21 protein-coding genes, 2 tRNA genes and 1 other RNA gene are annotated in these 21,536 nt (G+C 41.1%); 13 read left to right on the plus strand and 11 right to left on the minus strand.

What is annotated here, in order from left to right; all coding sequences use genetic code 11:
- Nucleotides 1–1,553, minus strand: a 1,553-nt coding sequence (locus tag FJ354_04775) for a radical SAM protein (GenBank protein ID MBM3905977.1), incomplete at its 3' end; no start/stop codon positions are given.
- A 208-nt stretch (nt 1,554–1,761) separates the two neighbouring features.
- On the opposite strand from FJ354_04775, the gene FJ354_04780 reads away from it, so the two are divergent.
- Together FJ354_04780 and FJ354_04785 are read left to right on the plus strand one after the other, a co-directional pair.
- Nucleotides 1,762–2,529, plus strand: a complete 768-nt coding sequence (locus FJ354_04780) for a TrmB family transcriptional regulator (GenBank protein MBM3905978.1) — start codon at nt 1,762–1,764, stop codon at nt 2,527–2,529.
- On the plus strand, nt 2,529–2,975 hold the full coding sequence (locus FJ354_04785) for a metal-dependent transcriptional regulator (GenBank protein MBM3905979.1): 447 nt from the start codon (nt 2,529–2,531) through the stop codon (nt 2,973–2,975). The genes FJ354_04780 and FJ354_04785 overlap by 1 nt, the downstream gene beginning before the upstream one ends.
- 195 nt (nt 2,976–3,170) lie before the next feature.
- Here FJ354_04785 and FJ354_04790 read toward each other — a convergent pair whose 3' ends face one another.
- Complete coding sequence (locus FJ354_04790; protein MBM3905980.1) at nt 3,171–3,590, minus strand: YjbQ family protein; 420 nt, start codon at nt 3,588–3,590, stop codon at nt 3,171–3,173.
- 175 nt (nt 3,591–3,765) lie between these two features.
- Between FJ354_04790 and FJ354_04795 the strand changes: the two genes are divergently transcribed.
- Complete coding sequence (locus FJ354_04795; GenBank protein ID MBM3905981.1) at nt 3,766–4,173, plus strand: hypothetical protein; 408 nt, start codon at nt 3,766–3,768, stop codon at nt 4,171–4,173.
- A 24-nt stretch (nt 4,174–4,197) separates the two neighbouring features.
- A complete protein-coding gene (locus tag FJ354_04800; GenBank protein MBM3905982.1) occupies nt 4,198–5,250 on the plus strand; it encodes an mRNA surveillance protein Pelota in 1,053 nt (350 codons plus the stop codon).
- Here FJ354_04800 and FJ354_04805 read toward each other — a convergent pair.
- A complete protein-coding gene (locus tag FJ354_04805; protein MBM3905983.1) occupies nt 5,247–5,558 on the minus strand; it encodes a divalent-cation tolerance protein CutA in 312 nt (103 codons plus the stop codon). The genes FJ354_04800 and FJ354_04805 overlap by 4 nt on opposite strands.
- 88 nt (nt 5,559–5,646) lie before the next feature.
- Here FJ354_04805 and FJ354_04810 point away from each other — a divergent pair, with 88 nt between their 5' ends.
- From FJ354_04810 to FJ354_04825, 4 genes are all read left to right on the plus strand, one after another.
- Nucleotides 5,647–6,804, plus strand: coding sequence for a PDZ domain-containing protein (locus tag FJ354_04810; GenBank protein ID MBM3905984.1), 1,158 nt, complete (start codon nt 5,647–5,649; stop codon nt 6,802–6,804).
- 39 nt (nt 6,805–6,843) lie between these two features.
- Complete coding sequence (locus FJ354_04815) at nt 6,844–7,755, plus strand: TIGR00269 family protein (GenBank protein ID MBM3905985.1); 912 nt, start codon at nt 6,844–6,846, stop codon at nt 7,753–7,755.
- Nucleotides 7,756–7,789: 34 nt separating this feature from the next.
- An RNA gene (ffs, locus tag FJ354_04820) (signal recognition particle sRNA) lies at nt 7,790–8,100 on the plus strand.
- Between the two features lie 37 nt (nt 8,101–8,137).
- On the plus strand, nt 8,138–8,467 hold the full coding sequence (locus tag FJ354_04825; GenBank protein MBM3905986.1) for a hypothetical protein: 330 nt from the start codon (nt 8,138–8,140) through the stop codon (nt 8,465–8,467).
- Here FJ354_04825 and FJ354_04830 read toward each other — a convergent pair.
- Together FJ354_04830 and FJ354_04835 are read right to left on the minus strand one after the other, a co-directional pair.
- Entirely contained in the window at nt 8,464–8,742 is a 279-nt protein-coding gene (locus FJ354_04830) for an acylphosphatase (protein ID MBM3905987.1), read from the minus strand. The two genes, FJ354_04825 and FJ354_04830, sit on opposite strands and share 4 nt — an antisense overlap.
- A 55-nt stretch (nt 8,743–8,797) precedes the next feature.
- Nucleotides 8,798–9,529 carry a 50S ribosomal protein L2 gene (locus FJ354_04835; protein MBM3905988.1) on the minus strand — a complete coding sequence of 244 codons (732 nt, stop codon included), beginning with the start codon at nt 9,527–9,529 and terminating at the stop codon, nt 8,798–8,800.
- Nucleotides 9,530–9,622: 93 nt separating this feature from the next.
- Here FJ354_04835 and FJ354_04840 point away from each other — a divergent pair, with 93 nt between their 5' ends.
- The 3 genes from FJ354_04840 to gatE are packed head-to-tail and all read left to right on the plus strand — an operon-like array spanning nt 9,623 to nt 15,059.
- Nucleotides 9,623–11,827 carry a CDC48 family AAA ATPase gene (locus FJ354_04840; protein ID MBM3905989.1) on the plus strand — a complete coding sequence of 735 codons (2,205 nt, stop codon included), beginning with the start codon at nt 9,623–9,625 and terminating at the stop codon, nt 11,825–11,827.
- A gap of 32 nt (nt 11,828–11,859) precedes the next feature.
- Nucleotides 11,860–13,143, plus strand: coding sequence for a Glu-tRNA(Gln) amidotransferase subunit GatD (gene gatD, locus FJ354_04845; GenBank protein ID MBM3905990.1), 1,284 nt, complete (start codon nt 11,860–11,862; stop codon nt 13,141–13,143).
- Between the two features lie 29 nt (nt 13,144–13,172).
- Nucleotides 13,173–15,059, plus strand: a complete 1,887-nt coding sequence (gatE, locus tag FJ354_04850) for a Glu-tRNA(Gln) amidotransferase subunit GatE (GenBank protein ID MBM3905991.1) — start codon at nt 13,173–13,175, stop codon at nt 15,057–15,059.
- Between the two features lie 10 nt (nt 15,060–15,069).
- Here gatE and FJ354_04855 read toward each other — a convergent pair whose 3' ends face one another.
- The 6 genes from FJ354_04855 to FJ354_04880 form a co-directional block, all read right to left on the minus strand.
- Nucleotides 15,070–15,324 (minus strand): hypothetical protein, encoded by a 255-nt coding sequence (locus tag FJ354_04855; protein ID MBM3905992.1) that lies wholly within the window; start codon nt 15,322–15,324, stop codon nt 15,070–15,072.
- Nucleotides 15,325–15,389: 65 nt separating this feature from the next.
- A tRNA-Leu gene (locus FJ354_04860) sits at nt 15,390–15,474 on the minus strand.
- A 226-nt stretch (nt 15,475–15,700) separates the two neighbouring features.
- A complete protein-coding gene (dnaJ, locus tag FJ354_04865) occupies nt 15,701–16,789 on the minus strand; it encodes a molecular chaperone DnaJ (protein ID MBM3905993.1) in 1,089 nt (362 codons plus the stop codon).
- Between the two features lie 27 nt (nt 16,790–16,816).
- Nucleotides 16,817–18,643, minus strand: coding sequence for a molecular chaperone DnaK (dnaK, locus tag FJ354_04870; GenBank protein ID MBM3905994.1), 1,827 nt, complete (start codon nt 18,641–18,643; stop codon nt 16,817–16,819).
- A gap of 20 nt (nt 18,644–18,663) precedes the next feature.
- Nucleotides 18,664–19,164, minus strand: a complete 501-nt coding sequence (locus tag FJ354_04875) for a nucleotide exchange factor GrpE (GenBank protein MBM3905995.1) — start codon at nt 19,162–19,164, stop codon at nt 18,664–18,666.
- Nucleotides 19,165–19,190: 26 nt separating this feature from the next.
- Nucleotides 19,191–20,333: a hypothetical protein gene (locus FJ354_04880; GenBank protein MBM3905996.1), complete on the minus strand. Its 1,143-nt coding sequence runs from the start codon at nt 20,331–20,333 to the stop codon at nt 19,191–19,193.
- 65 nt (nt 20,334–20,398) lie between these two features.
- Between FJ354_04880 and FJ354_04885 the strand changes: the two genes are divergently transcribed.
- Nucleotides 20,399–21,415 carry a DUF354 domain-containing protein gene (locus FJ354_04885; GenBank protein MBM3905997.1) on the plus strand — a complete coding sequence of 339 codons (1,017 nt, stop codon included), beginning with the start codon at nt 20,399–20,401 and terminating at the stop codon, nt 21,413–21,415.
- A gap of 43 nt (nt 21,416–21,458) precedes the next feature.
- Nucleotides 21,459–21,531, plus strand: a tRNA-Gln gene (locus FJ354_04890).
- Nucleotides 21,532–21,536 lie beyond the last annotated feature (5 nt).

Below are 21,536 nucleotides of genomic sequence, written 5' to 3' on the forward strand. Positions count from 1 at the left end.
GCTTCATGCATCATCTGGCTTTTTGCACAACCAGCTGCAAGCTCATCGCCTTTTCCTCTTCTCATAAGGCCTCTATACAGACCATCTTCTAGTTTGACACCCTCTCTTTGCTCCCATTCTTCTACAGTAATGGAATATTTCTTTTGGATTCTGTCTCTGTACCATTCTGGAATGACATTGAATGCACAGAACGGAATGATTCTAAGATCTGGAGTCAAATAGTGAATATCACATCTTTGCAGTCTTTCCAAGTCCTCGTTGTATTTGTCCTGGAAATGCATCATGCCTAGGAATAATCCCTTGACATGCCAAGAGCCAACTGCATCAAATGATCTCTTCATTAGGATATTACCAAACATCTTTGCCAAGTCTAGACCTGCTGGCTGTTTTTTCTTGTCAACAAAACTTGAAAGTTTTCTTACTACTTCTAACATTGTAAAGTACTTGTTTTTGCCAGAACGAATTTCCTCTGCTTTATCTTCGAATAATTCCAACATACCCTGAATGTCTGCAAATCTTGGCAGTGGAACAAACTTTTTGGTCTCTGCATCTTCAAAGACATAGGTGCCTGCACCACATGCAAAATGAATTGATAATTCGTATTTTGGTTTGCTAGAGAATGCCTCAATGACATTGGTCAGTGGCATGCAGCTTGGGACTGGGAACCAGTCATCAACTGTAACTTCGCCATTTGTCTGCTCTTCGATTCTCTGTATGCAATCAGGAATTGTGATTCTGTATTTTTCACGCTCTGCTTTGCCCATTCTGCCAGTAAGTGATACTGGTTGGAAGTTTACTGCGTGAACTACATCCATGTTCTTTTGAGCGTATCTAATGATGCCGCCTAGTTCATGGTCGTTAATTGATTTGATAACTGTTGGAACAAAAACAACTGTTGTACCAGTCTTTCTGCAACTATCTAATGCAAATGGGATCTCCCAGTGGTTCTTTGGATTTGTTCTTGCAGTGACGCCATCGAAGCTCAGATACAAATTGTTGCATCCTGCTAGTCTTACTTCTCTTGCTGCCTCTGGGTCTAGTGCATGTCTGATTCCGTTTGTGTTCATCTGTACATGATCAACACCTTCTTGCTTCATAATTTTGATTAAATCGGTAATATCATCTCGTAGCATCGGTTCTCCACCAGTAATCTGAATAGAGTTTCCTGGAATTGGTCGCTCTGCTTTGAGGGTTTTCATCATTGCACGAACTTGATCATGTGATGGTTCGTACATGTATGCACCTTCAAGGCCCTTCTTTACGTAAAAGAAGCAGTACCAGCATGTCAGGTCACACCTGTTGGTTACAATCATGTTTGCAAGACCACTATGTGATAGGTGATTAGAACATAAACCGCAATTATTTGGACATGAACATTTCTCAATCATTACGTTTGGTGCATGTGCGCCCTTGCCGTCAGCCCAATAGGTGCTGAACTTTTTGTACATTTCATAAGAGCCAAAGTACAATTCTTCACATTCACCGTGTGTTGGGCATGTTTTGCTCATAAAGACGCGTCCGTCCCGCTCAAAGACCTCTGCATCCAAAATCATGTTACAGTCAGGGCAGATGCTCTGGGTGAATCTGATTGTGGATTTCTTTCCAAGCGTCTTTGTCGAGTTTCTTGAGAGCTGAATTAGCGACATGTACTAGTTGCAGTTTTTCGAATTGATATTTAATGTATTTCCCACCCTGCCCCGTGGTATTTGGTAGATTGATCGGTTCTGTGTTTAAATACTGAAAAACTACGCATTAGATCTGATGAACATTTCGGATAACACACGTAAGTCGCTTGAAAAGATCGGCCTGACAAGCTATGAGATCAGGACATATTCTTCTTTACTAAAAGGGGGTGAGCTTACCGCGTCTGATCTGAGCCAAAAGTCAGGCGTGCCATATTCCAAGATTTATGAGGTACTCGGATCGCTTGAGGAAAAAGGCTGGATCGGCTCTGACGATTCCAGACCCACAAAATATTTTTCAAAATCCCCGGCAACTGCGCTAGAGGCAACAAAGCAAAAGATAGAATCTGATTTTAAGGAAAATGAGAATATTGTTTTGCGGGAACTGGTGCCATTATACGAAAAAAGCGGCGTAAGTGAGAGGCCTGACATCTGGGTTTTATCAGGCATAATGAATATTGCATCGAAAATCCTAGAGATGGTTGATTCTTGCAGAAATGAGGTATTGATCGCCCTGCCAAAGGCAAACGAGATGTTAGTAAAGCAGGCATTGCCGAAATTGCGCCAGCTACATGACAAAGGTGTTGTAATTACAATATTGATGTCAGATGAGATGGACAGGGAGTCGCTCAAGGCTTTGGCCAGAGTATCCACAGTCAAGGTCAAAAAAGGTCTGTTTGGGGGAGGAATAATTTCGGACAAGCGCTATGTGGTGATTTTGCTTGGTCCAATCAACGATGCCTCAGAAGGAGAGGCAGTAGCCATTTGGGCAGACCATGCAGGTTTGGCTGTCTTTGCAAGGGAATACTTTGAATATTTGCTCAAAGATGCAAAGGGTGTATCATAATGGATTCGACAAATGATGAGATACTGTTCGTCGGAACTGCCGAGGCAGAACATGTTGAAATGTACCTAAAAGCAATCTGGCACATCAAGGAGAGAAACGAGCCAGTCAAGATCAGTACAATTGCCAAGATGCTAAATGTCAGGCAGCCAAGCGTAGTCCAGATGCTAAAAAAGCTAAACGAGCAAAACTTGGTAAATTACAGCAAGGCAGGCGTATCTCTGACAGAGGGAGGCGAAAAGGTGGGTTCTAGTATGATGCGAAATAGTAGACTGCTTGAGGTCCTAATGGATAGCGCGTTAAAGGTCAAAATTGATGAGGAGATGGTTTGTGGAATAGAACACCACATGAATAAACAATTCACAGACGCATTATGCACAATGCTAAAGCATCCACGCAAGTGTCCGCACGGACACGCTATTCCACCAGGCTCTTGTTGTTCTGCGTAAGGTTATATCATAGAATATAGAATTTCTAGCATGGCATGCTTTTGCGGATGCGAGACATATGTCAAAGACAAATATGGATTCAAGGTAGGTTGTGTAAATTGTACACATGGCCCGCAAAACCACGATGATGAATTTCGATTCGCATCTCGCAAAAATGAAAGCGCTAGTCAAAAGCGAGATGTAGATTTCGGATAATCATTCCCCAATAATTTTGACTAGAACTCGCTTTGGTCGCATCCCATCAAATTCTCCGTAAAAGATTTGCTCCCAAGGTCCAAAGTCCAGTTCGCCGTCGGTTATTGCTATTATGACTTCGCGCCCCATGATTTGTCGCTTAAGGTGTGCATCTGCATTGTCTTCCCCGGTGTCATTGTGTTGATATTGGTTTATTGGTTCGTGTGGTGCCAGTTTTTCCAGCCAATTTGCATAGTCTTTGTGAAGACCAGACTCGTTGTCGTTGATGAAAACACTTGCAGAAATATGCATTGCGTTGACAAGACACAGGCCCTCCTTGATTCCGCTTTTTTTGACTAGTTGACGCACCTGTGGTGTAATATGTACAAATTCTAGTCGTTTTTTTGTGTTAAATGTCAGATATTCTGTTAGGAATTTCATTATTCTTGGAAAACAAATTTTGAATTAAATCTTTTAGCAAAAATGCAGGCTCAGAACTCAAGATCTATATCATTTTTAGAATCAATGGGATAAGGTCATCAACGCCTACGTACAATATAGTAGAGAGGGATTTTTAAAAGAAGCTTGATAAGGCGCAATGCCAGTGCTAAAGAAAATGGTTGCAATCGACGCTCCAGCCTCACTTGAAAGCTTTAGACGATTCATCGTAGCAAGTACATGCAGCTCATACATGCCCCGAAGCTATCTTGAAGACCCAGAGGTATTTCCAGAGCGAGAGGAATCACTGGGTTCCATTTACGTAGAGGCGGCAGACAAGGTAACACTAAAGAAAATTCGTGACATTACGTTTGTAAACGCACGAGACGTCTTGGGTATAATTTACAACTCAAAGAGCGGCAATACAACACTAAAGTGGAGGCAGCTTAGAAGAAGGGGCGGCAAAGTGACTGGTGAGGCATCATCTAATTCGCTTGTCAATTTGGCAGAAGGTGGTGTAATTACGCCAGACTGGGTTGATAATTATCTGAAAAAGAAAAATATGCAAAGTACCAGTACTGTATAATATCACTTTACACAATACCATTCCATGATTACAAAAATCATCGACGACAATACTGTATCATTTTTAGTCGAAGAGCCGGATGATTTGCTGGTATTGCGCAGAATTATAAAAAATCAGGACACCATAATCTCAGATACAACGCGTGTAATAAAACAGGACAAGGATTTCTCCAGGCCTGACAGGGGTGAGCGAATCAGGATTCGCATAGCACTGGAGGTTGAAAAAATAGCGCTTGATGCAGTATTTGACAAACTGCGAATCCACGGCACCATTACAGAGTCAACAAATGAGGCAGTATCAAAAGGACTGCACCATTCAATTCTGGTAAGAATTGGGGATTCATTTAACGTTGTAAAAAAGAAATGGCAGTCAATTGAGCTGAAATTGATCAAGACAAAAGACGAAAGTCTTGGGTTTGTCTTGGTTGCAATTGACAAGGGTGACTGTGGAATAGGCAAGCTAAAGGGAACTCATCTGGAATTAATGCAAAATATGTACTCAGGCTCTAGCGGAAAGCAGTACAAAACTAATTTTAATATTCAGACATTTTTTGAAAATGTTGCAAAAGCACTAAACACGGTACTCAGGGAAAACTACAGTCTAGTCATTTTTGGACCTGGCGAGACAAAAAGACAGTTTGCCAATTATTTAGCAAAAAGCCCCATCTCAAAGGCCCACAAAATAGAGACAGTTGACGGAATCGATTCTGGTGGGGAAGATGGAATTTACACGTTTACCAAGTCCCGGGCAATGCAGCAGATACTGGGTCAGAGTAAGCTTGCCAAGGTGTCAGCCATACTAGAAGAAGTAATGATTAGGGCGAACAACAAGAGTAGAAAATTCACCATGGGTTTTGAGGAGACAAAAAAGGCAAACGACCTTGGGGCAGTAGAATCACTTGTTTTTTCAGAAAAGATAATCCAGACTCATGATGAAGAGCAAATAATACAGTTCCTAAACGATGTTGAATCCAAGGGAGTCAAAGTTTACGCATTGGATGCGTCAACCGATATCGGCCTCCAAGTATCAGGCCTTGGCGGAATTGTATCCCTTCTCAGATTTGCAGTGGATGTCTAGCCAGTAGAGTCAATAAGCCATTGTAGATATGGTTTGTTTAGATCTTTTATTGTTATTTCGGCAATTTCCGGTACTTTGTATGGATGTGTAAGCTTGATCTGTGCTTTTAGTTTTGACTTGTTTTTTTGTGTTGTTTTGAATACTGCCAATACTTCGTCTGTGTTTTCTATTTTGCCTTGCCAGGTATATACCGAAGATATTCTAGTCATGTTTACGCACGCTGCAAGTCTTGACCGTACAAGCTTGTTTGCTATTTTTTGAATTGATTTTTTATTCGGATATGTGGATAAAATCACTACTCCTTTCATAGCAAACGATAAATGGGCGTCATTAAAAAAAGTAGCAATTAATTTGAACTTGGATTTTTTATCGCAGAACGCCATAATCTATGTTTTAATGGCTTGGGTAATCATACTTGGGGTAACCAAAGCACTCAAGCTGGAAAGGTACGGATTTGAGATAAAGCCGTACAGCCTCGTATACAAGAACACCCAAGTTCAGGTAGCACTGACCAAGATGCTTGGTAGAACCAGGCGAGGCATACGCGTCTTTGCCGATGTAAGCGTGATTGCGGGCTTTATTATGATGGGCTTTGGGTTTTGGTTTTTGATAGACAATGTTACTAAATTCTTTGACAGGCCGGAAGAGTTCTCAGAGTTGACTGTTTTGATTCCAGGTGTTACATTGACGTCATCTTCTGCAATTTTGTATTTTCTGTTGTCCATTCCAATTGTACTTGTAATACATGAAGGGGCTCATGGCATAGTTGCAACTCTGGAAAAGATCCGAATCAAAACAGGAGGATTTGCCATATTCATTGCAATGTTTGCCGGATTTGTAGAGCCGGACGATGAAGAATTCAACAAGGCAAAAAAAATCTCAAAGCTCCGAGTAATAGGTGCAGGTGCTACTTCAAATGTCATATTTGCACTTGTGCTTGGCGCCATTTTACTGACAAACCCGTTCTTTGCAATCGTTGTGCCAGAGCCAATACGAAGTACATTCTATGAGACCCCGCAAGGAGTGAACATACTGAGCATAATGCCTGGTGGAGGCGCAGAAAAGGCAGGATTACAAATCAATGATGTCATAACATCGATTAATGGAATTTCGGTTATAACACCGATTGATTTTGCCAAGGTGAAGCTTCTACCAGGAGAAATTGCCAAGGTCACAGTATTTCGAGACGGAGTCAGCATTGATCACCAAGTAGAGATAATGCCTTCTCCTGATGATCCCACCAAGGGCCTAATTGGGATAACACGCGATAATTCCATATCATACAAGCCAGTCTACAATTTCATAGAATGGAAGAGTCCTGAGCTGTCAATGTTTTTGCTGTGGCTATGGATGATCTCATTTTTCATAGGAATAATCAACATGCTTCCATTACCAATCCTTGATGGGGGCAAGTTCATCCACAGCATAATTGACAAAAAGCTTTCAGATTCAATGGTAAATCGCACAATGTGGGCAATCTATGGCTTTACCTTTACCCTGTTTGGCCTAAACATTGCGTTATCATATCTAAAATCAGGCTGGTTTACAATCTAGGGCAATTATCGTTAAATTTGGGCTACTGGCACCAAAGCCATGAAATGCGACAGATGTCAAAACACTGCAGCCTATTCTAGGAAATATTCTGGCGAGAGCCTATGTTCTGAATGCTTTTCAAATTCCATATTGCGTAAAACTGCGAAAACCATTTCAAAATACAACATGATCCAAAACGGCGAATTGGTTTGTGTGGCAGTCTCTGGAGGAAAGGATTCACTTGCATTGTTGCACGTATTGTCAAAGATGGCAAAAAATCACAATTTTAGAATTCATGCGGTGACAATAGATGAAGGGATTCCAGGATATCGCGATGAGGCACTGGACATAGTAAGGGATTTTTGTGCAAGGCTCGGAGTAGAACACACCATATACCCATACAAGGACTTGTTTGGTTTAACATTGGATGAATCACTAAAACAAAATGAAGACGACAGATTGTCATCGTGCTCCATTTGTGGTACATTTAGAAGGCGTGCAATGGATCATGCAGCAAAGCAAATTGGGGCAGACATTATTGCGACGGGTCACAACCTAGACGACACACTCCAGACATTTGTCATAAACACATTATCTGGAGACACTAACAAAATTGGCTGGATGGATCCAGACACCTCCGATAACACCCTCCGAAAAATAAAGCCATTTTGTGAGATTTACGAGTCAGAAATCGTCTTTTATGCATTCACAAATGATTTGCCATTCCAAACCGAGCCGTGTCCCCACATGAATGAGGGAATTCGGACAGAGATTCGCGAGTTTTTGAACAAATTAGAGAACCATCACTCTGGAATAAAGAACAACATGTACCGATCTGTTCTAAAAATATCGCAAACCATGAAGGATGTCAATTATAAAGAAAAGATCAAATGTGCAAATTGCGGCGCAGAGTGCACTGGTAAGGTTTGTTCTGTGTGCAAGATGATCATAGATCTGCGCGAAAAACCTTAATGCACATATAACATTACGTCGTAACTATATTCGGTAGTAGGTAGGATCGGGGCGCTAGCCGTGCCCTTTTCTGAAACCGGCTCTATGCAGAGGTCAGTAACTGCTGGATAAACTTCCAGATGGATAATTCCCGCTTGATGTACTGAAATGAAATCACGCCGAAGCGGGTGGATACAGGCACGTGATTGCTCGAAGGAGTAATCTTAGTGTCGAATTGCCGAAATGGATGAGGTCCGGGAGGGAGCAATCCTAAGGCAAAGTATTCACGCTACTTCGTCAACGTGGCGGATCTTGTACATCTTGAGATGGGGTTACTTGTCTGGATCGGAACTGGCAGATCTACTACCACTTGAATTATTTAGTATTATATCAGTTCATAAATATGGATGGATTGTTTTTGGGGCCAAAAAGAAACTACGAAGACTTTAAAAAACAGATACCAAAATCGGCACTTTCCATGTTTGGGTCATTAAGGGAATATTGTCTTTCGCTTGGGAATAATGTAGTAGAAGACGTCCGTGCACACAGAATAGTGTTTGGAAAATCGCTTTCATTTAGGTGGTTTGTGGACCTCGAACCAGAGGGAAACTCCATAATTGTCAAGATACAGCGAGACCGAAAAGAACCGTTTCAGATCAAAACAATAACAAACGAACAGGAATTGGATGCACTCAAGGCTACAATTTCTGATGCATATAACACCATACGCTAGTACAATACTTCAAACTTGGCAAATTCGCCTTTGAATTTTTCATTTCGTATTTCTACGTCTTCTACTCGTGCGTTTGCAGGACCTGCGTGGCACCACTCCACCACATTACTGACATCAAGATCTTCGCCTTCGATTACTGCCTCGACTCGGCCATCTTTGAGGTTTCTAACCCAGCCTGTAGTGTTATTCTTTTTTGCAGTCACTTTCATTGCCTGGCGAAAAAAAACGCCCTGTACTTTACCCTTTATGAGAAGATGAACGCGTTGTTTTGCCAATTAGGAATTGATCTTGTCTTGATCTTAATCAATTTTAGGGTGCAGAAAAATTGGATTATGCTCTTTCTTTGACTCGAGATCGTCCAGTCTTTCTTGCCGCGATGCTTCCTACTTTTGCTCCTGGCGGTGCATCTCTTGCGACTGTTCCTCCACCACCCATGTGTTGGTGTCGTCCTCCTCCGTGTGGATGGACATATGCTGCTTGAGCTACACCCCTGACTATTGGATATTTGTGGCCCTTTGATCTGTATCTTCTCCATTTGTTTCCTGCATTAAGGAATGGTCTGTCTCCAGCTCCTCCTCCTGCCAGTACTCCAATCATGGCGCGATTCTTTGGGTTTAGTGTTGTAAATGCTCCAGACGGTAGTTTTAAGATAACACCGTCCGTACCATGCGAGAATACGGTTGCAGAGCCGCCTGCGCTCTTTGCAATTGCTCCACCGTCGCCAAAGTGCTTTTCAACGTTGCACACGACGGTTCCGTCTGGAATGTTTTGAATGCTAATTACGTTTCCTTGCTTAAGATCTGCGTTTAATCCAAATTTGATAGTGCTGCCAATGGTTGTTCCGAGAACTGCAGGAATCATGGAAACGGATCCATTTTCAAAGCGGACTCGTGCAAGCGGTGTGTCCCGGCCGCTCTCATGGACCAGATCGACTACTGTGCCTGTGTGATCTTCTGCCAAGTCAAAATATGGGTATTTTGCTGGTGAAATCTTGCTAGTTGCGGCTGCTCTGAATTGCATGCCTCCCCGGCCACGTCTTCTAACTAATGGTCGCTTACCCATTTTTGGTGATGGTTGAGACTTTGGATTTTAAGCTTTGTTTTATGTGGAGAAAAAACGCCAAAGATATAAAAAATACGCTGAGATGATAGAAGTATGAGCCAGAGCGCCCTTTCTCTCAAAGTTCTTGAAGCATACACACGAGATGTTGGACGTGGGGTGGCAAGAATCGACTATGATTCTATGGACACATTAAATGCCTCAACTGGTGATGTCATTGAAATTAAAGGAAAAAGAAGAACCGTTGCAAAATGCCTTCCACTATACCCATCAGATGAAGGTAAGGGAATTATCCGAATTGACGGCCTAGGTAGAAACAACGCAGGCATTGCAATTGGCGATACCATTACAGTTCGCAAGATAAAGGCAGTGGCTGCCGAAAAAGTCGTAGTTGCACCACTAGAGGCAATCCCCCCAATTGATGAGAGATATTTGGCAGACGCATTAGAAAGTGTTCCACTAATCAAAGGCGACAACGTAATGGTGCCATACTTTGGAGGACGATTGACATTTCAGATAATTGGTGTTACTCCCGCAGCTGATGCTGTACTGGTTACACAGAAAACAGTTTTTCACATTGCAGAAAAAGGAGAAACACTTCGCGGTGTACCACAGGTAACATACGAAGACATTGGCGGACTAACTGATGAAATCAAAAAGGTCCGTGAAATGATCGAGTTGCCGCTACGACACCCAGAGATATTTGAAAAACTCGGAGTCGAAGCACCAAAAGGAGTTTTGTTGTATGGTCCACCAGGAACTGGAAAGACTTTGCTAGCAAAGGCAGTTGCCAATGAGAGTAATGCTCACTTTATCAGCATTTCAGGCCCAGAAATAATGAGCAAGTTTTATGGTGAAAGCGAGGCAAGACTCAGAGAAATATTCAAGGAAGCCAGAGAAAAATCACCATCAATAATTTTCGTAGACGAAATCGACTCTATTGCGCCAAAAAGAGAAGAGGTAACTGGTGAGGTAGAGCGACGTGTCGTATCACAAATGCTATCACTAATGGACGGATTGGAGGCAAGGGGCAAGGTAATTGTAATTGCCGCAACAAACAGACCAAACGCAATTGATCCAGCACTGAGAAGACCAGGCAGATTTGATAGAGAAATCGAAATCAAGGTGCCAGACAAGAAAGGCCGAAAAGACATTCTAAATATCCACACAAGAAACATGCCACTTATCACAGAAGAAAACGATGTGGGTTATGTCAATATAGATAAAATTGCATCAGTTAGTCATGGCTATGTAGGCGCAGATTTGGAATATCTTTGCAAGGAAGCAGCAATGAAATGCCTTCGAAGACTATTACCGGAGCTAAACATGGAAGATGAAAAACTACCTCCAGAAACGCTAGACAAGCTTATTGTGAATAACGATGATTTCCAAAAGGCACTCATTGAGGTAACCCCCTCAGGAATGAGAGAAGTTTTCATTGAGAACCCAGATGTAAAATGGGACGACATTGGTGGACTAAAGGAAGTAAAGCAGCAACTCCAAGAAGCAGTAGAGTGGCCAATGAAGCATCCGGCACTATATGACAAGCTGGGCCATAGAATGCCAAGAGGAATCCTATTGCATGGAGCGAGTGGTGTCGGAAAGACATTGTTAGCAAAGGCAGTTGCAACTGAAAGTGAGGCAAACTTTGTCTCAGTGAGAGGACCAGAATTGTTATCAAAATGGGTTGGAGAATCAGAGCGAGGAATCAGAGAGATATTCCGACGTGCAAGACAGGCATCACCATGTGTTGTATTTTTCGATGAAATTGATTCTATTGCACCAATTAGAGGAGCGGGTGCTGAAACAGCAGTAACTGAGCGAGTAGTAAGTCAGCTCCTAACAGAACTGGACGGAATGGAAAACATGCACGGAGTAATTGTTCTTGCAGCAACTAACAGAGCAGACATGATAGATCCAGCACTACTAAGGCCTGGACGATTTGACAAAATCATACAAATCCCAATGCCAGACAAGGACAGCAGACGACAGATCTTGGAAATCACAGCAAAAAGCATTCCTGCAGTATCTGACAAAAATCAACTTGACTACGTCAATTTGGACAAGATTGCAGATCTCACAGATGGAATGAGTGGAGCGGACGTAGCTGCAATTGCAAACACAGCAGTGTCCATTGTAATTCACGAGTATCTAGACAAGAACCCAACAAAGGAAGAGCTAGAAAAGGCATCAACTGACGCCAAAGTAACTATGAGACACTTTGAGGAAGCAGTCAAAAAGGTAAAGACCCAAAAAGACCTCAAGATTGGCCAAAAGATAGCAGTGCCTTACTATAGATAACTAAAATAACAACAAGACTTAGTTTTTCGTAAATGTCAGAATACAGAGGCTACAATGGCAGGGCCCTAGAATTCCTAAAGCAAAACAAAGTCAAAGTAGGAGACACTATCAAAATTACAACTGATTTTGAGCAGACTGCTACAATAATGCCGAGATATGAGCACAGTGATGACTCCCACATTGTTGTAAAATTCAAGAGCGGTTACAATGTGGGCCTAGGTCTAGAAAAGATAAAAAAAATCGAATTTCTGTCCAACAGTTCCTCTGCTTTGGAAAATGATAACACCATAAAATATAATTCTGCATTACCAAAAATTTTGTTGTTATCCACTGGTGGAACAATTGCAAGTAGAATTGACTATAGAACCGGCAGTGTTACACCAGCACTCACTGCGCAAGAGCTAAATGCATCCGTGCCAGAACTGGCAGAAATTGCAAATATTGATGCCGAAGTGTTGTTTTCTGAATATTCAGAAAACATAACACCAGAACACTGGGTAAAAATTGCGCAAAAGCTCGACTCGCTTGCAAATTCCGAGTATAAAGGAATCCTAGTTGCGCATGGAACTGATACAATGCAGTACACTGCAGCATTTTTGTCATTTGCACTGGCTGGTTTTCCAAAGCCAATTGTATTGGTCGGCTCTCAGAGATCATCAGATAGGCCTTCATCTGATGCCGCACTAAACCTAATTGGAGCTACAAAGTTCATCGTAAAATCTGGCGTGAGTGGCGTCTTTGTTGCAATGCACAATTCTGAAAACGATAACGACATTGCGTGTCATCTTGGAACACGCGTACGAAAAAACCATACTAGTAGGAGAAGTGCCTTTGAGACGGTCGGTGCCAAGCCTGCTTTTGTTGTATCTAGTGATTCGGTAATTCAGAACTTTACTGGACAGTACTACACCCAAAAAAACTATACTCCAAAAATAGGACTAGACTCCAAAGTGGCGCTGGTAAAGTATCATCCAGGATACGATCCAAAACTAGTTGAGAATTTACTAGACCAGGGATACAAAGCAATAATTTTTGAGGGGACTGGTCTTGGGCATGTTGGCAGAACAATGTACGATGTGATTAAAAAAGCAAAACAAAAAGACATCTTTGTGGGAATGGTATCGCAGTGCTTGGACGGTCAAGTAAACATGGCAATCTATGAGAGTGGAAGAGATTTGATGCATTTTGGCGTGATACCTTTGTCTGATACGATTTCTGAGATTGCACTTGTAAAAGCAATGTGGGTATTAGGCACAGATGCTAAAAACATCAAAAATATTATGTTAAAAAATATTGCATCTGAATTTAGAGAATAAGATTTAAGGCAATCAGAGGTAGGTTTTGCGTGGAGCCTCAAATAGACAAAATTGGCTTAAAGGTAGGCCTTGAGATACATCAGCAGTTAGCCACCAATAAAAAGTTGTTTTGTGGCTGCAAACAGCTAGAACTAGATGAATATCCAGTCCAGTTTACAAGAAAATTGAGGCTGGCAAAAAGCGAGCTCGGTAAATACGACCCAGCGGCGCTCTTTGAATCATCAAAATCAAAACAAATCCAATATTTTGCAAATCCACAGAGTAGTTGTCTTGTGGAATATGACGACGAGCCACCTCACAAGCCGGACCAGGACGCAAAAGACACTGCGTTGATCATTGCCTCTGCACTAGGTTCGGATATTTTTGATGAAAGTTATGTTATGAGAAAAATAGTAATCGATGGTTCTAATACGTCAGGATTTCAGAGAACCATGCTGGTATCACAGGGAGGACACATTAGGGTAGACGGTCAAGATGTTGGTGTCCAGACAATTTGCCTTGAAGAGGATGCTGCAAAACTGCTCAAAGATACAGATAGCACACGAGAATATGCAGTTGACAGACTTGGAGTACCACTTTTAGAAATTGCACTAGAGCCAGTCGAAGGTAATCCGGCATTTGTAAAAAAAATCGCACTGACGCTTGGAAGACTGCTCAGAGTGACTCGCAGAGTGAATCGTGGAATAGGATCAATCAGGCAGGACGTAAATGTCTCAGTTTCTGGTGGTGGAATTGTAGAGGTGAAGGGAGTCCAACAGCTAGACCAGCTTGAAAAAGTGATTTTGTATGAGGCAAGTCGACAGCATGGATTACAGCTAATAGCACACAAACTGGAAAAAATCGATCATGGCTCCATATCAAGGGAACAGAGTGTTGATGTTACGGCATTTTTTGCAGATTGTAAATCAAAGATAATTCAGAAATCAATCAAGGATGGTTACACCATCAAATCACTAGGAATCAAAAATTTTGCTGGCATGTTTGGATATGAACCATATGCGGGAGTACGACTAGGAAAAGAGCTTGGGCAACAGGTACGGTTTTTTGGAATTGGTGGTATTTTTCATTCTGATGAGCTGCCAAATTATGGCATAGAACAAGACTATGTTGACAAATTGCGTGCACTACTAAAGTTAGAAAAAAATGATGGATTTTTCATAGTTGCAGGTCCAAAAGACAAGCTAGAGTTTGCGCTAGATGCAGTGATTAACAGAATTAAAGCTGCAAAAAATGGGGTTCCTGCAGAAACCCGTGCTGCAACAAATACTGGTGAGACGGTATTTTTGAGGCCGAGGCCTGGTTCATCACGAATGTATCCGGAAACAGACATTCCTCCAATACTAGTAAGCAAACAAGAACTTGAATTTGCGCAAAAAAATATTCCAAAATCTTGGGATGAAACAATAATAGAACTACAAAAAAAATACAGACTAAACTTGCAGTTAGCAGAACAAATCTTTGATTCTGATTATTTGGAGTTGTTCGAGTCAGTTTGCACAAAATATCAGAATCCAAATTTCGTTGCATCAGCCTTGTGCTCTACTATAACTAATCTGCAAAGACAAGGACTAGACGAGATGCTTCTCAAGCCAGAACACATTGCAAGAACATTTGAGTTATTGTCAGATGACAAAATTGCAAAAGAGTCAGTCGAGATTATCTTTGAGAATATAATGTCGGACAAAATAAAGTCGCCGGATGAATTTGTACAGGACCAATCTTCCTTTGACGAAATGAAACTAGAAAAATTCCTCGACGAGTTGGTTCAGAATAATATCAGCATAATACAAAAACAAGGCACTCGTTCTGCAGGCATGCTAATGGGAATTGCAATGAAATCGCTTCGCGGTAAAGTTTCAGGCGAAAAAATAAGCATATCCCTAGAGTCAAAAATTACGAAAATATTAGAAAAATAGGAAAATTAGTTTATTCTAATTTTTTTCTTCCTGTTCCTCTACCCGTTGAAACATAGCGACCCTTTGTAGAAGGTTTAGCATTTTCTGGAGTATCACCGAGTTTTCTTTTGCCTGTACCACGGCCAGACACAACATATTCGTCCGCTGCTTTTTCTTTCATTTTTTTCTGGTATTCTCTGAACTTTTCGCCAGCCCATTTTTCATCGTCAGCTTCTGCAACTCTACGTGATGTTCCCCTGCCGCCGACTTTAACGATTTTTCCCATTGGTAAACATTAGAACTAACTATGGTTTAAAGTTGTTCATAATTTTGGTTTTTTATTGTAATTTATGCGGGAGGTGGGATTTGAACCCACGAACTCCTAGGAGATAAGGATCTGAACCTTACGCCTTTGACCGGGCTTGGCGACTCCCGCAAACAGTGGTTTTTGCTTCCAAAATAAAAGTCATTTATTAGTAGTACAGCAGGATATGTACAATTGGAATTCAAGGAAATATACTGCAATAACTGCAAAAAAATACTAGGGCGCTATAACATCAGGTATTTTTCTGATGCTAAGATTGCCGAGTTGCTAAAATCAACTCACACATCACACTTTAGAAATGGCCACCAAATATCAATAAAAAAGATCAGTAAGTAGATTATTCGAAGGTTTTACCGAGTTTTTCCAGCAATTCCTTTTGCTGCTTGTTCAGTTTTGTCGGTATGTCTATGACCAGTCTTACATACTGATCACCTCTTCCCCTAGAATTCATGTATGGGAGGCCTTTGCCCTTTAGTTTTGTAATTGTGTTTGGCTGTGTTCCTTCATCTACTTTGACTTTTTCTGGCTTTTCTAGTGTAGGTACTTCGATTGTTCTGCCTAGACATGCATCGACTATAGAGATCTTGGCATCATAGAAGATTTCTGCGCCATCCCTTTTGAAATGCGGATGTGGTTGAACTCTGACTCGAATTACAAGGTCGCCATTTTGGCCATGTGGTATTGATTCGCCCTCGCCGGATATTACATAATCACCGTTGTCAATTCCTGGTGGAAGTTCAAATGAAAGATGTTTGGTGCCGCGGATTTTTCCAGATCCCTTGCATCCAGAGCAAGGTTTTGAGATGAATTTTCCTTCGCCATAACACTTTGAGCACGGCTGAACAGTAACAAACGTGGAAAATCCCATGTTGCGTGTAATTCTGACTTGGCCTTGCCCCTTGCAAGTAGGGCATGTCTCAGGACTAGTACCTGGTGCACAACCAGAGCCGTTACAGTCCTTACAGTCAATATTTTTTTTGATGTCGATTTCTAGCTTTTTGCCCCTAAATACATCATCAAGAGATACTGATACTTCGTGCAAAAGGTCTTGGCCTCGCTGTCTTGAAAATCCTCCAAATCCCCCACTTCTTCCAAATAACGACTCAAAGATAGAATCAAAGCCGCCTGAACCAAAATTAGAAAATACTTCGTCAAAGTTTCCTCGTGCCCCAGAGAAAATATCCTCTGTAGAGTATTTGCCGTCGACTCCAGCATGCCCATATTGGTCATAGAGTTTTTTCTTTTCAGAATCAGAAAGTACTGCATAGGCTTCCGAGATTTCCTTAAAGTGTTCTGCCGCCTCAGGAGACTTGTTTCTGTCAGGATGAAATTTTAGCGCCATCTTACGATATTGCGATTTTATTGTATCTGTGGAATCAGATTTGGATACTCCCAATACCTCATAATAGTCTCGTTTTGCAGACATTTCTTATTGTAATGGATTGATTAGTAATTAGTTTGTAGAGCCTGGATTCTGCGTGTTTTGTTCAGATGGGCCTGACTGTTGTTCTGGTTGTGGTGGTTGCTGGACATTTTTGTATAATTCGGTTGTGATTTGATTTACCAGAGTTTTTAGTGCCTCAAGCTTTGGTTTGATTTCATCTGGGGTTTTGTCCAAGACTTCTTTGAGTTCTTTGACAGACTCGGAGATTTTTATTCCTTGTTCTTGCGTCAGTTTGTCTTTGAGGTCTTGGGTAAGAAGCTTTTCAGTAGTATAAACAAAGCTTTCTGCCTCATTTTTGATGTCTACTGATTCTTTTTTCTTTTTGTCCTCTTCGGCAAACTTTTCTGCATCTTGTTTTAGTTTATCAATTTCCTCCTTGGACAGTTTTGTCCCCGCCTGAATCGTTATTTTTGCTTCTTTTGACGTGCCAAGATCTTTTGCTGTGACATTTATGATTCCATTCGCATCAATGTCGAACTTAACCTCGATTTGAGGGATTCCTCTTGGTGCTGGCGGAATTCCGGCGAGATTGAAGCTACCAAGTGATACATTGTCAGCTGCCATCGGTCGCTCGCCTTGAACTACATGAATCGTGACTGCCGTTTGATTGTCTGCTGCCGTTGTAAAGACCTTGGTTTTTGAGGTCGGAATTGTTGTGTTTCTTTCAATTAGTGGTTCTCGTAGACCGCCTAGTGTTTCAACTCCTAGGGTTAACGGAGTTACATCCAACAATACAATGTCACTGGTAACATCACCTGCGATTATTCCTGCCTGTATTGCAGCACCCATTGCAACTGCCTCCATTGGATCAACACCAGATTCTGGGGTTTTGCCAATGACGTCGCCTACAAATTTTTTAACCATTGGAATTCGTGTAGGACCACCAACCAGTACGATCTTTGAGACATCTCCAGTAGAAAGTTTTGCATCACGTAATGCGTTATCAATTGAGGTTCTGCATCGCTCTACAATTGGTCTGATTAGTTCCTCGATCTTTGCCCTAGTTAGTTTTAGCTCTAGATTTTTTGGGCCTGATGATTGATCATATGAGATAAATGGCAAGTTAATGTCAGTCTCCATTACTGTGGAAAGCTCTATCTTTGCTTTTTCTGATGCCTCTCGAATTCTTGTCATTGCGGTACTATCTTTGGTCAGATCAATTCCAGTTGTTTTGCGGAATTCATTTACAACATGATCAATTAGGATTTTGTCCATATCCGTGCCTCCCAACTGTGTGTCTCCTGATGTGCTCAGTACTTCAAAGACGCCACCTCCCATCTCCATTATTGTGACATCTAATGTTCCGCCTCCAAGATCAAAAACTAGGATCTTCATTTCTTGGCCTGCCTTGTCTAGGCCAAATGCCAATGATGCTGCTGTTGGTTCATTGATAATTCTTACAACATCAAGGCCTGCAATTGTTCCTGCGTCCTTTGTTGCCTGTCTTTGGTTGTCATCAAAATAGGCAGGAACCGTGATTACTGCTTTGGTTACTGGTTCACCCAAGAACGCTTCGGAGTCTTTTTTGATTTTTTGCAAAATAAATGCAGAGATTTGTTGTGGTTTGTAGTCTTTGCCCTGTACTTTGAAGATATGATCAGAACCCATCTTTCTTTTTGCTGCGATTATGGTATTATCGGGATTTGTGACTGCCTGTCTTCGTGCTGGCTCGCCTACAAGTAATTGACCTTCTTTTGTAAAGGCAACTACAGAAGGAAATGCTTTTCCACCAATTGAGGTGCCCTCGGCGGCCGGAATCAAGGTTGGCTTGCCTCCCATCATTACAGATGCCGCAGAGTTACTTGTTCCAAGATCTATTCCAATTATTTTTGCCATTTTTTCACCATTTGATTATTTTATTGCGATTTTTTTGATATTTCGACTAGTGTCGGTCTAAGTGTCTTACTATGAGAAATATATCCTTTCCTTAATTCCTTTGTAATTGTGTTATCATCAAGAGAATCATCATTTATGATAGCAATTGCCTCATGCAAATTCGGGTTAAATATCTCACCTAGTGCACTAATTGGTCTAACGCCATAGCTTTCCAAGAGGGAATCAATGTTTTTTAGAATTCCATCGAGGCCTTGCGCTTCCGGGTTTTCCTTTTTTAGAACTTCTTTTGCACGCATTAGATCATCATATATTGTTAGAAATTGTATCATGAATTTGTCTAGTTTTTCTGCAACACCGTTTTGTATGTCAGATTTGGTCTTACGCTCCAGATTGATGTAATCAGCAAGAGATCGCTTGAGTTTGTCTTCACAGTTAGTCAGGCTTTGTTTTAGCTCCTCAATTTCATTGTTTAGTGGTTGCTCTTCAGAAGAAGTGATTTGATCTTCATTTTGTTCTGACATGATAAATGAATTTTTCTATTCTAGTTTTATTCTTTGTGTGATATTTCACATAGTGGATTTGCTTTTATTATTATGAGATCATCGTCTTTCCTTTTGCGCATATTTTCATAGTCTGCTTTTGAACATATGACAAGAATTGTTGTTTTATCATTATGGAATAGATCCAGATTTGGATCCTCGTATGCTTCCACATCTCCAATATAGTCACGCAGTTTAGTGATGAGGTTTTGTAGCATCTCTATTTTGTCTCCTCGCATTTCATATTGGTCCAATGACCATGATAGTGCAATCTTTGTTCTGCTTGCCTTTAGATCGTTTTTCTTTAGAGTTGCACGAATTTCATCTATCAGTCTTTTTATGTAACCATCTATTCCCTTGAGGCTTCCATTAATTAGATACATCAATGTGTTTGCACCTTCAAATGAAGTACCAAGTGAGCGAAGATCATAGAGTCCATTTACCATATCATCTAGGAACAGATTCTGAAAATCGTCTGACTGAAGGTCTGTTTTTGTAGTGTCGTCATGTGCAAACTTGCATACTTCAAGAACACTGCATAAAGTGGAGAATCTTGAGAGGACGTTTATTGCATGGAAATGTTCTGATGAAGAGATTCCCACAAGCGATAGTTCTTTTTTAGAATTCGTAAGAAGATTTGTAAGAACAGGATCTGATTTGTTGTTAAACGAGCCTATTACCTTGGGTGGTTGATTTCCCCCTCCAAGTGGATAATAATAATACGAAATTGATTTTCCTACTTCAAGCCCAGTCACGTGTTCTAGTAACGAAATGTTTTCGCCATTGCCGCCAATTCCAGTAGGTAGAGTATAGACGACAGAGCTGCCCTTTTTGAGTGATGATGTAGCATCTTTGAATTTGGAGTGAACTTCGGTTTTTGTTTCCTGGCCAGTCTTTCTTATTCTTGGTGCAAAAAATAGGTATTGCGCCTTTGATATTGCAACGTCGATTGGCTCCATTGCAAGTAATGGTTCGTCTTCTTTTAGCGCAGAAACATTAGGATAGGTCTTTGCGATCTCTGCTTTGAGTGAGATTGCGGACTGAGAAGACTCATCGATGATAAATACATTAGCTCCATTTATTGCCATTTGACATGCAATAGAGTAGCCTTCAGTACTCAGACCATAAACTACTACTCTATCAGATGCCAATTCAATAGGGCTAGGCACAAGACTAAGAAAAACTTATTGTATCAAAACTTAGCAGATTTGATGTCTTGAAGATTTGGTTTGATATTTTGACACCAAAGCAAATCTTGTTTTTCGATCCAATGATCAAACGGTTGAGGAAGAACAATTCTATCTTGTGTACAACTCGAAACTACCGCGAAGTAAACGAGCTTTCAAAACTAAAGAAAATGAAGTTGATAGTAATAGGCAAACATGGCGGAACCACCAAACCCGGCAAACTAGATGCCTCACTAAAAAGAAGCACAGATCTTGGTACAATCATAGAAAGATTCAAGCCAGATCTTGCCATAAGCTTTTGTTCCCCAGAAGCCTCACGAGTGGCATTTGGCCTTGGAATCAGACATGTTGCATTTTGTGATTCACCGCATGCAGAAGCAGTAATGAAACTATCAATACCGCTTGTCGATAAGCTGTTAATTCCATGGGTCATACCAAAAAAAGAATTTGCAAAATATGGGATTGCTCAAAAGGACATCATACCATACAAGGCAATTGATGCGGCAATTATTGTTAAGAATGCAGCAAGATCAAAGATAAGAAAAAACAAGGAAAAAACAATTCTAATCAGAGTAGAGGAAGAACAAGCTGCATACGTACAAAAAAATAATCACACAATACAGATGATTCAAAAGATCTCCAGTGATCTCCCACAGTACAAGATATTGATACTTCCAAGATATAGATCTCAAATTGTTAAACTCAAAAAAACACTAGGAACTAGAGTTCGAATTCTAGGTAGAACTATAGTTGGTAGTGAATTATTACAAAATGTGGATGTCTTCGTGGGATCTGGAGGAACGATGACTGCGGAATCTGCTTTGCTTGGAATTCCAACAATATCGTACAATGCAGCACCAAACTTGGTTCAAGATTATCTTGTGAGAAAAAAACTCGTCATACTTGAATCAAATCCAAATAAAATAATTTTACAGATTGAAAAGTTCTTGTCCTCGGATAACCGTTCCTTACAAAAAAATGCACAAAAAACTTTGGCATCAATGAAAGATCCTTACAAAAAACTGATCCAAACAATCAGAAAGTAATAGAAAATATCATAATAGGGGTTTTTGAGGAGTCATTATAGGAAGCCCGGTAGTGTAGCGGTCAAGCATAGGGGCCTTTGGAGCCCTTGACCCCAGTTCGAGTCTGGGCCGGGCTACTTTG

The organism is Nitrososphaerota archaeon, from assembly GCA_016872055.1.
In the GTDB taxonomy this organism is placed as follows: domain Archaea; phylum Thermoproteota; class Nitrososphaeria; order Nitrososphaerales; family Nitrosopumilaceae; genus Nitrosotenuis.

Bases quoted from the DNA above. Each gene is read 5' to 3' on its own strand.
- FJ354_04780 (MBM3905978.1), top strand. From the start codon at position 1,762: ATGAACATTTCGGATAACACACGTAAGTCGCTTGAAAAGATCGGCCTG.
- FJ354_04785 (MBM3905979.1), top strand. From the start codon at position 2,529: ATGGATTCGACAAATGATGAGATACTGTTCGTCGGAACTGCCGAGGCA.
- FJ354_04790 (MBM3905980.1), bottom strand. From the start codon at position 3,590: ATGAAATTCCTAACAGAATATCTGACATTTAACACAAAAAAACGACTA.
- FJ354_04795 (MBM3905981.1), top strand. From the start codon at position 3,766: ATGGTTGCAATCGACGCTCCAGCCTCACTTGAAAGCTTTAGACGATTC.
- FJ354_04800 (MBM3905982.1), top strand. From the start codon at position 4,198: ATGATTACAAAAATCATCGACGACAATACTGTATCATTTTTAGTCGAA.
- FJ354_04805 (MBM3905983.1), bottom strand. From the start codon at position 5,558: ATGAAAGGAGTAGTGATTTTATCCACATATCCGAATAAAAAATCAATT.
- FJ354_04810 (MBM3905984.1), top strand. From the start codon at position 5,647: ATGGCTTGGGTAATCATACTTGGGGTAACCAAAGCACTCAAGCTGGAA.
- FJ354_04815 (MBM3905985.1), top strand. From the start codon at position 6,844: ATGAAATGCGACAGATGTCAAAACACTGCAGCCTATTCTAGGAAATAT.
- FJ354_04825 (MBM3905986.1), top strand. From the start codon at position 8,138: ATGGATGGATTGTTTTTGGGGCCAAAAAGAAACTACGAAGACTTTAAA.
- FJ354_04835 (MBM3905988.1), bottom strand. From the start codon at position 9,529: ATGGGTAAGCGACCATTAGTTAGAAGACGTGGCCGGGGAGGCATGCAA.
- FJ354_04840 (MBM3905989.1), top strand. From the start codon at position 9,623: ATGAGCCAGAGCGCCCTTTCTCTCAAAGTTCTTGAAGCATACACACGA.
- gatD (MBM3905990.1), top strand. From the start codon at position 11,860: ATGTCAGAATACAGAGGCTACAATGGCAGGGCCCTAGAATTCCTAAAG.
- FJ354_04855 (MBM3905992.1), bottom strand. From the start codon at position 15,324: ATGGGAAAAATCGTTAAAGTCGGCGGCAGGGGAACATCACGTAGAGTT.
- dnaJ (MBM3905993.1), bottom strand. From the start codon at position 16,789: ATGTCTGCAAAACGAGACTATTATGAGGTATTGGGAGTATCCAAATCT.
- dnaK (MBM3905994.1), bottom strand. From the start codon at position 18,643: ATGGCAAAAATAATTGGAATAGATCTTGGAACAAGTAACTCTGCGGCA.
- FJ354_04875 (MBM3905995.1), bottom strand. From the start codon at position 19,164: ATGTCAGAACAAAATGAAGATCAAATCACTTCTTCTGAAGAGCAACCA.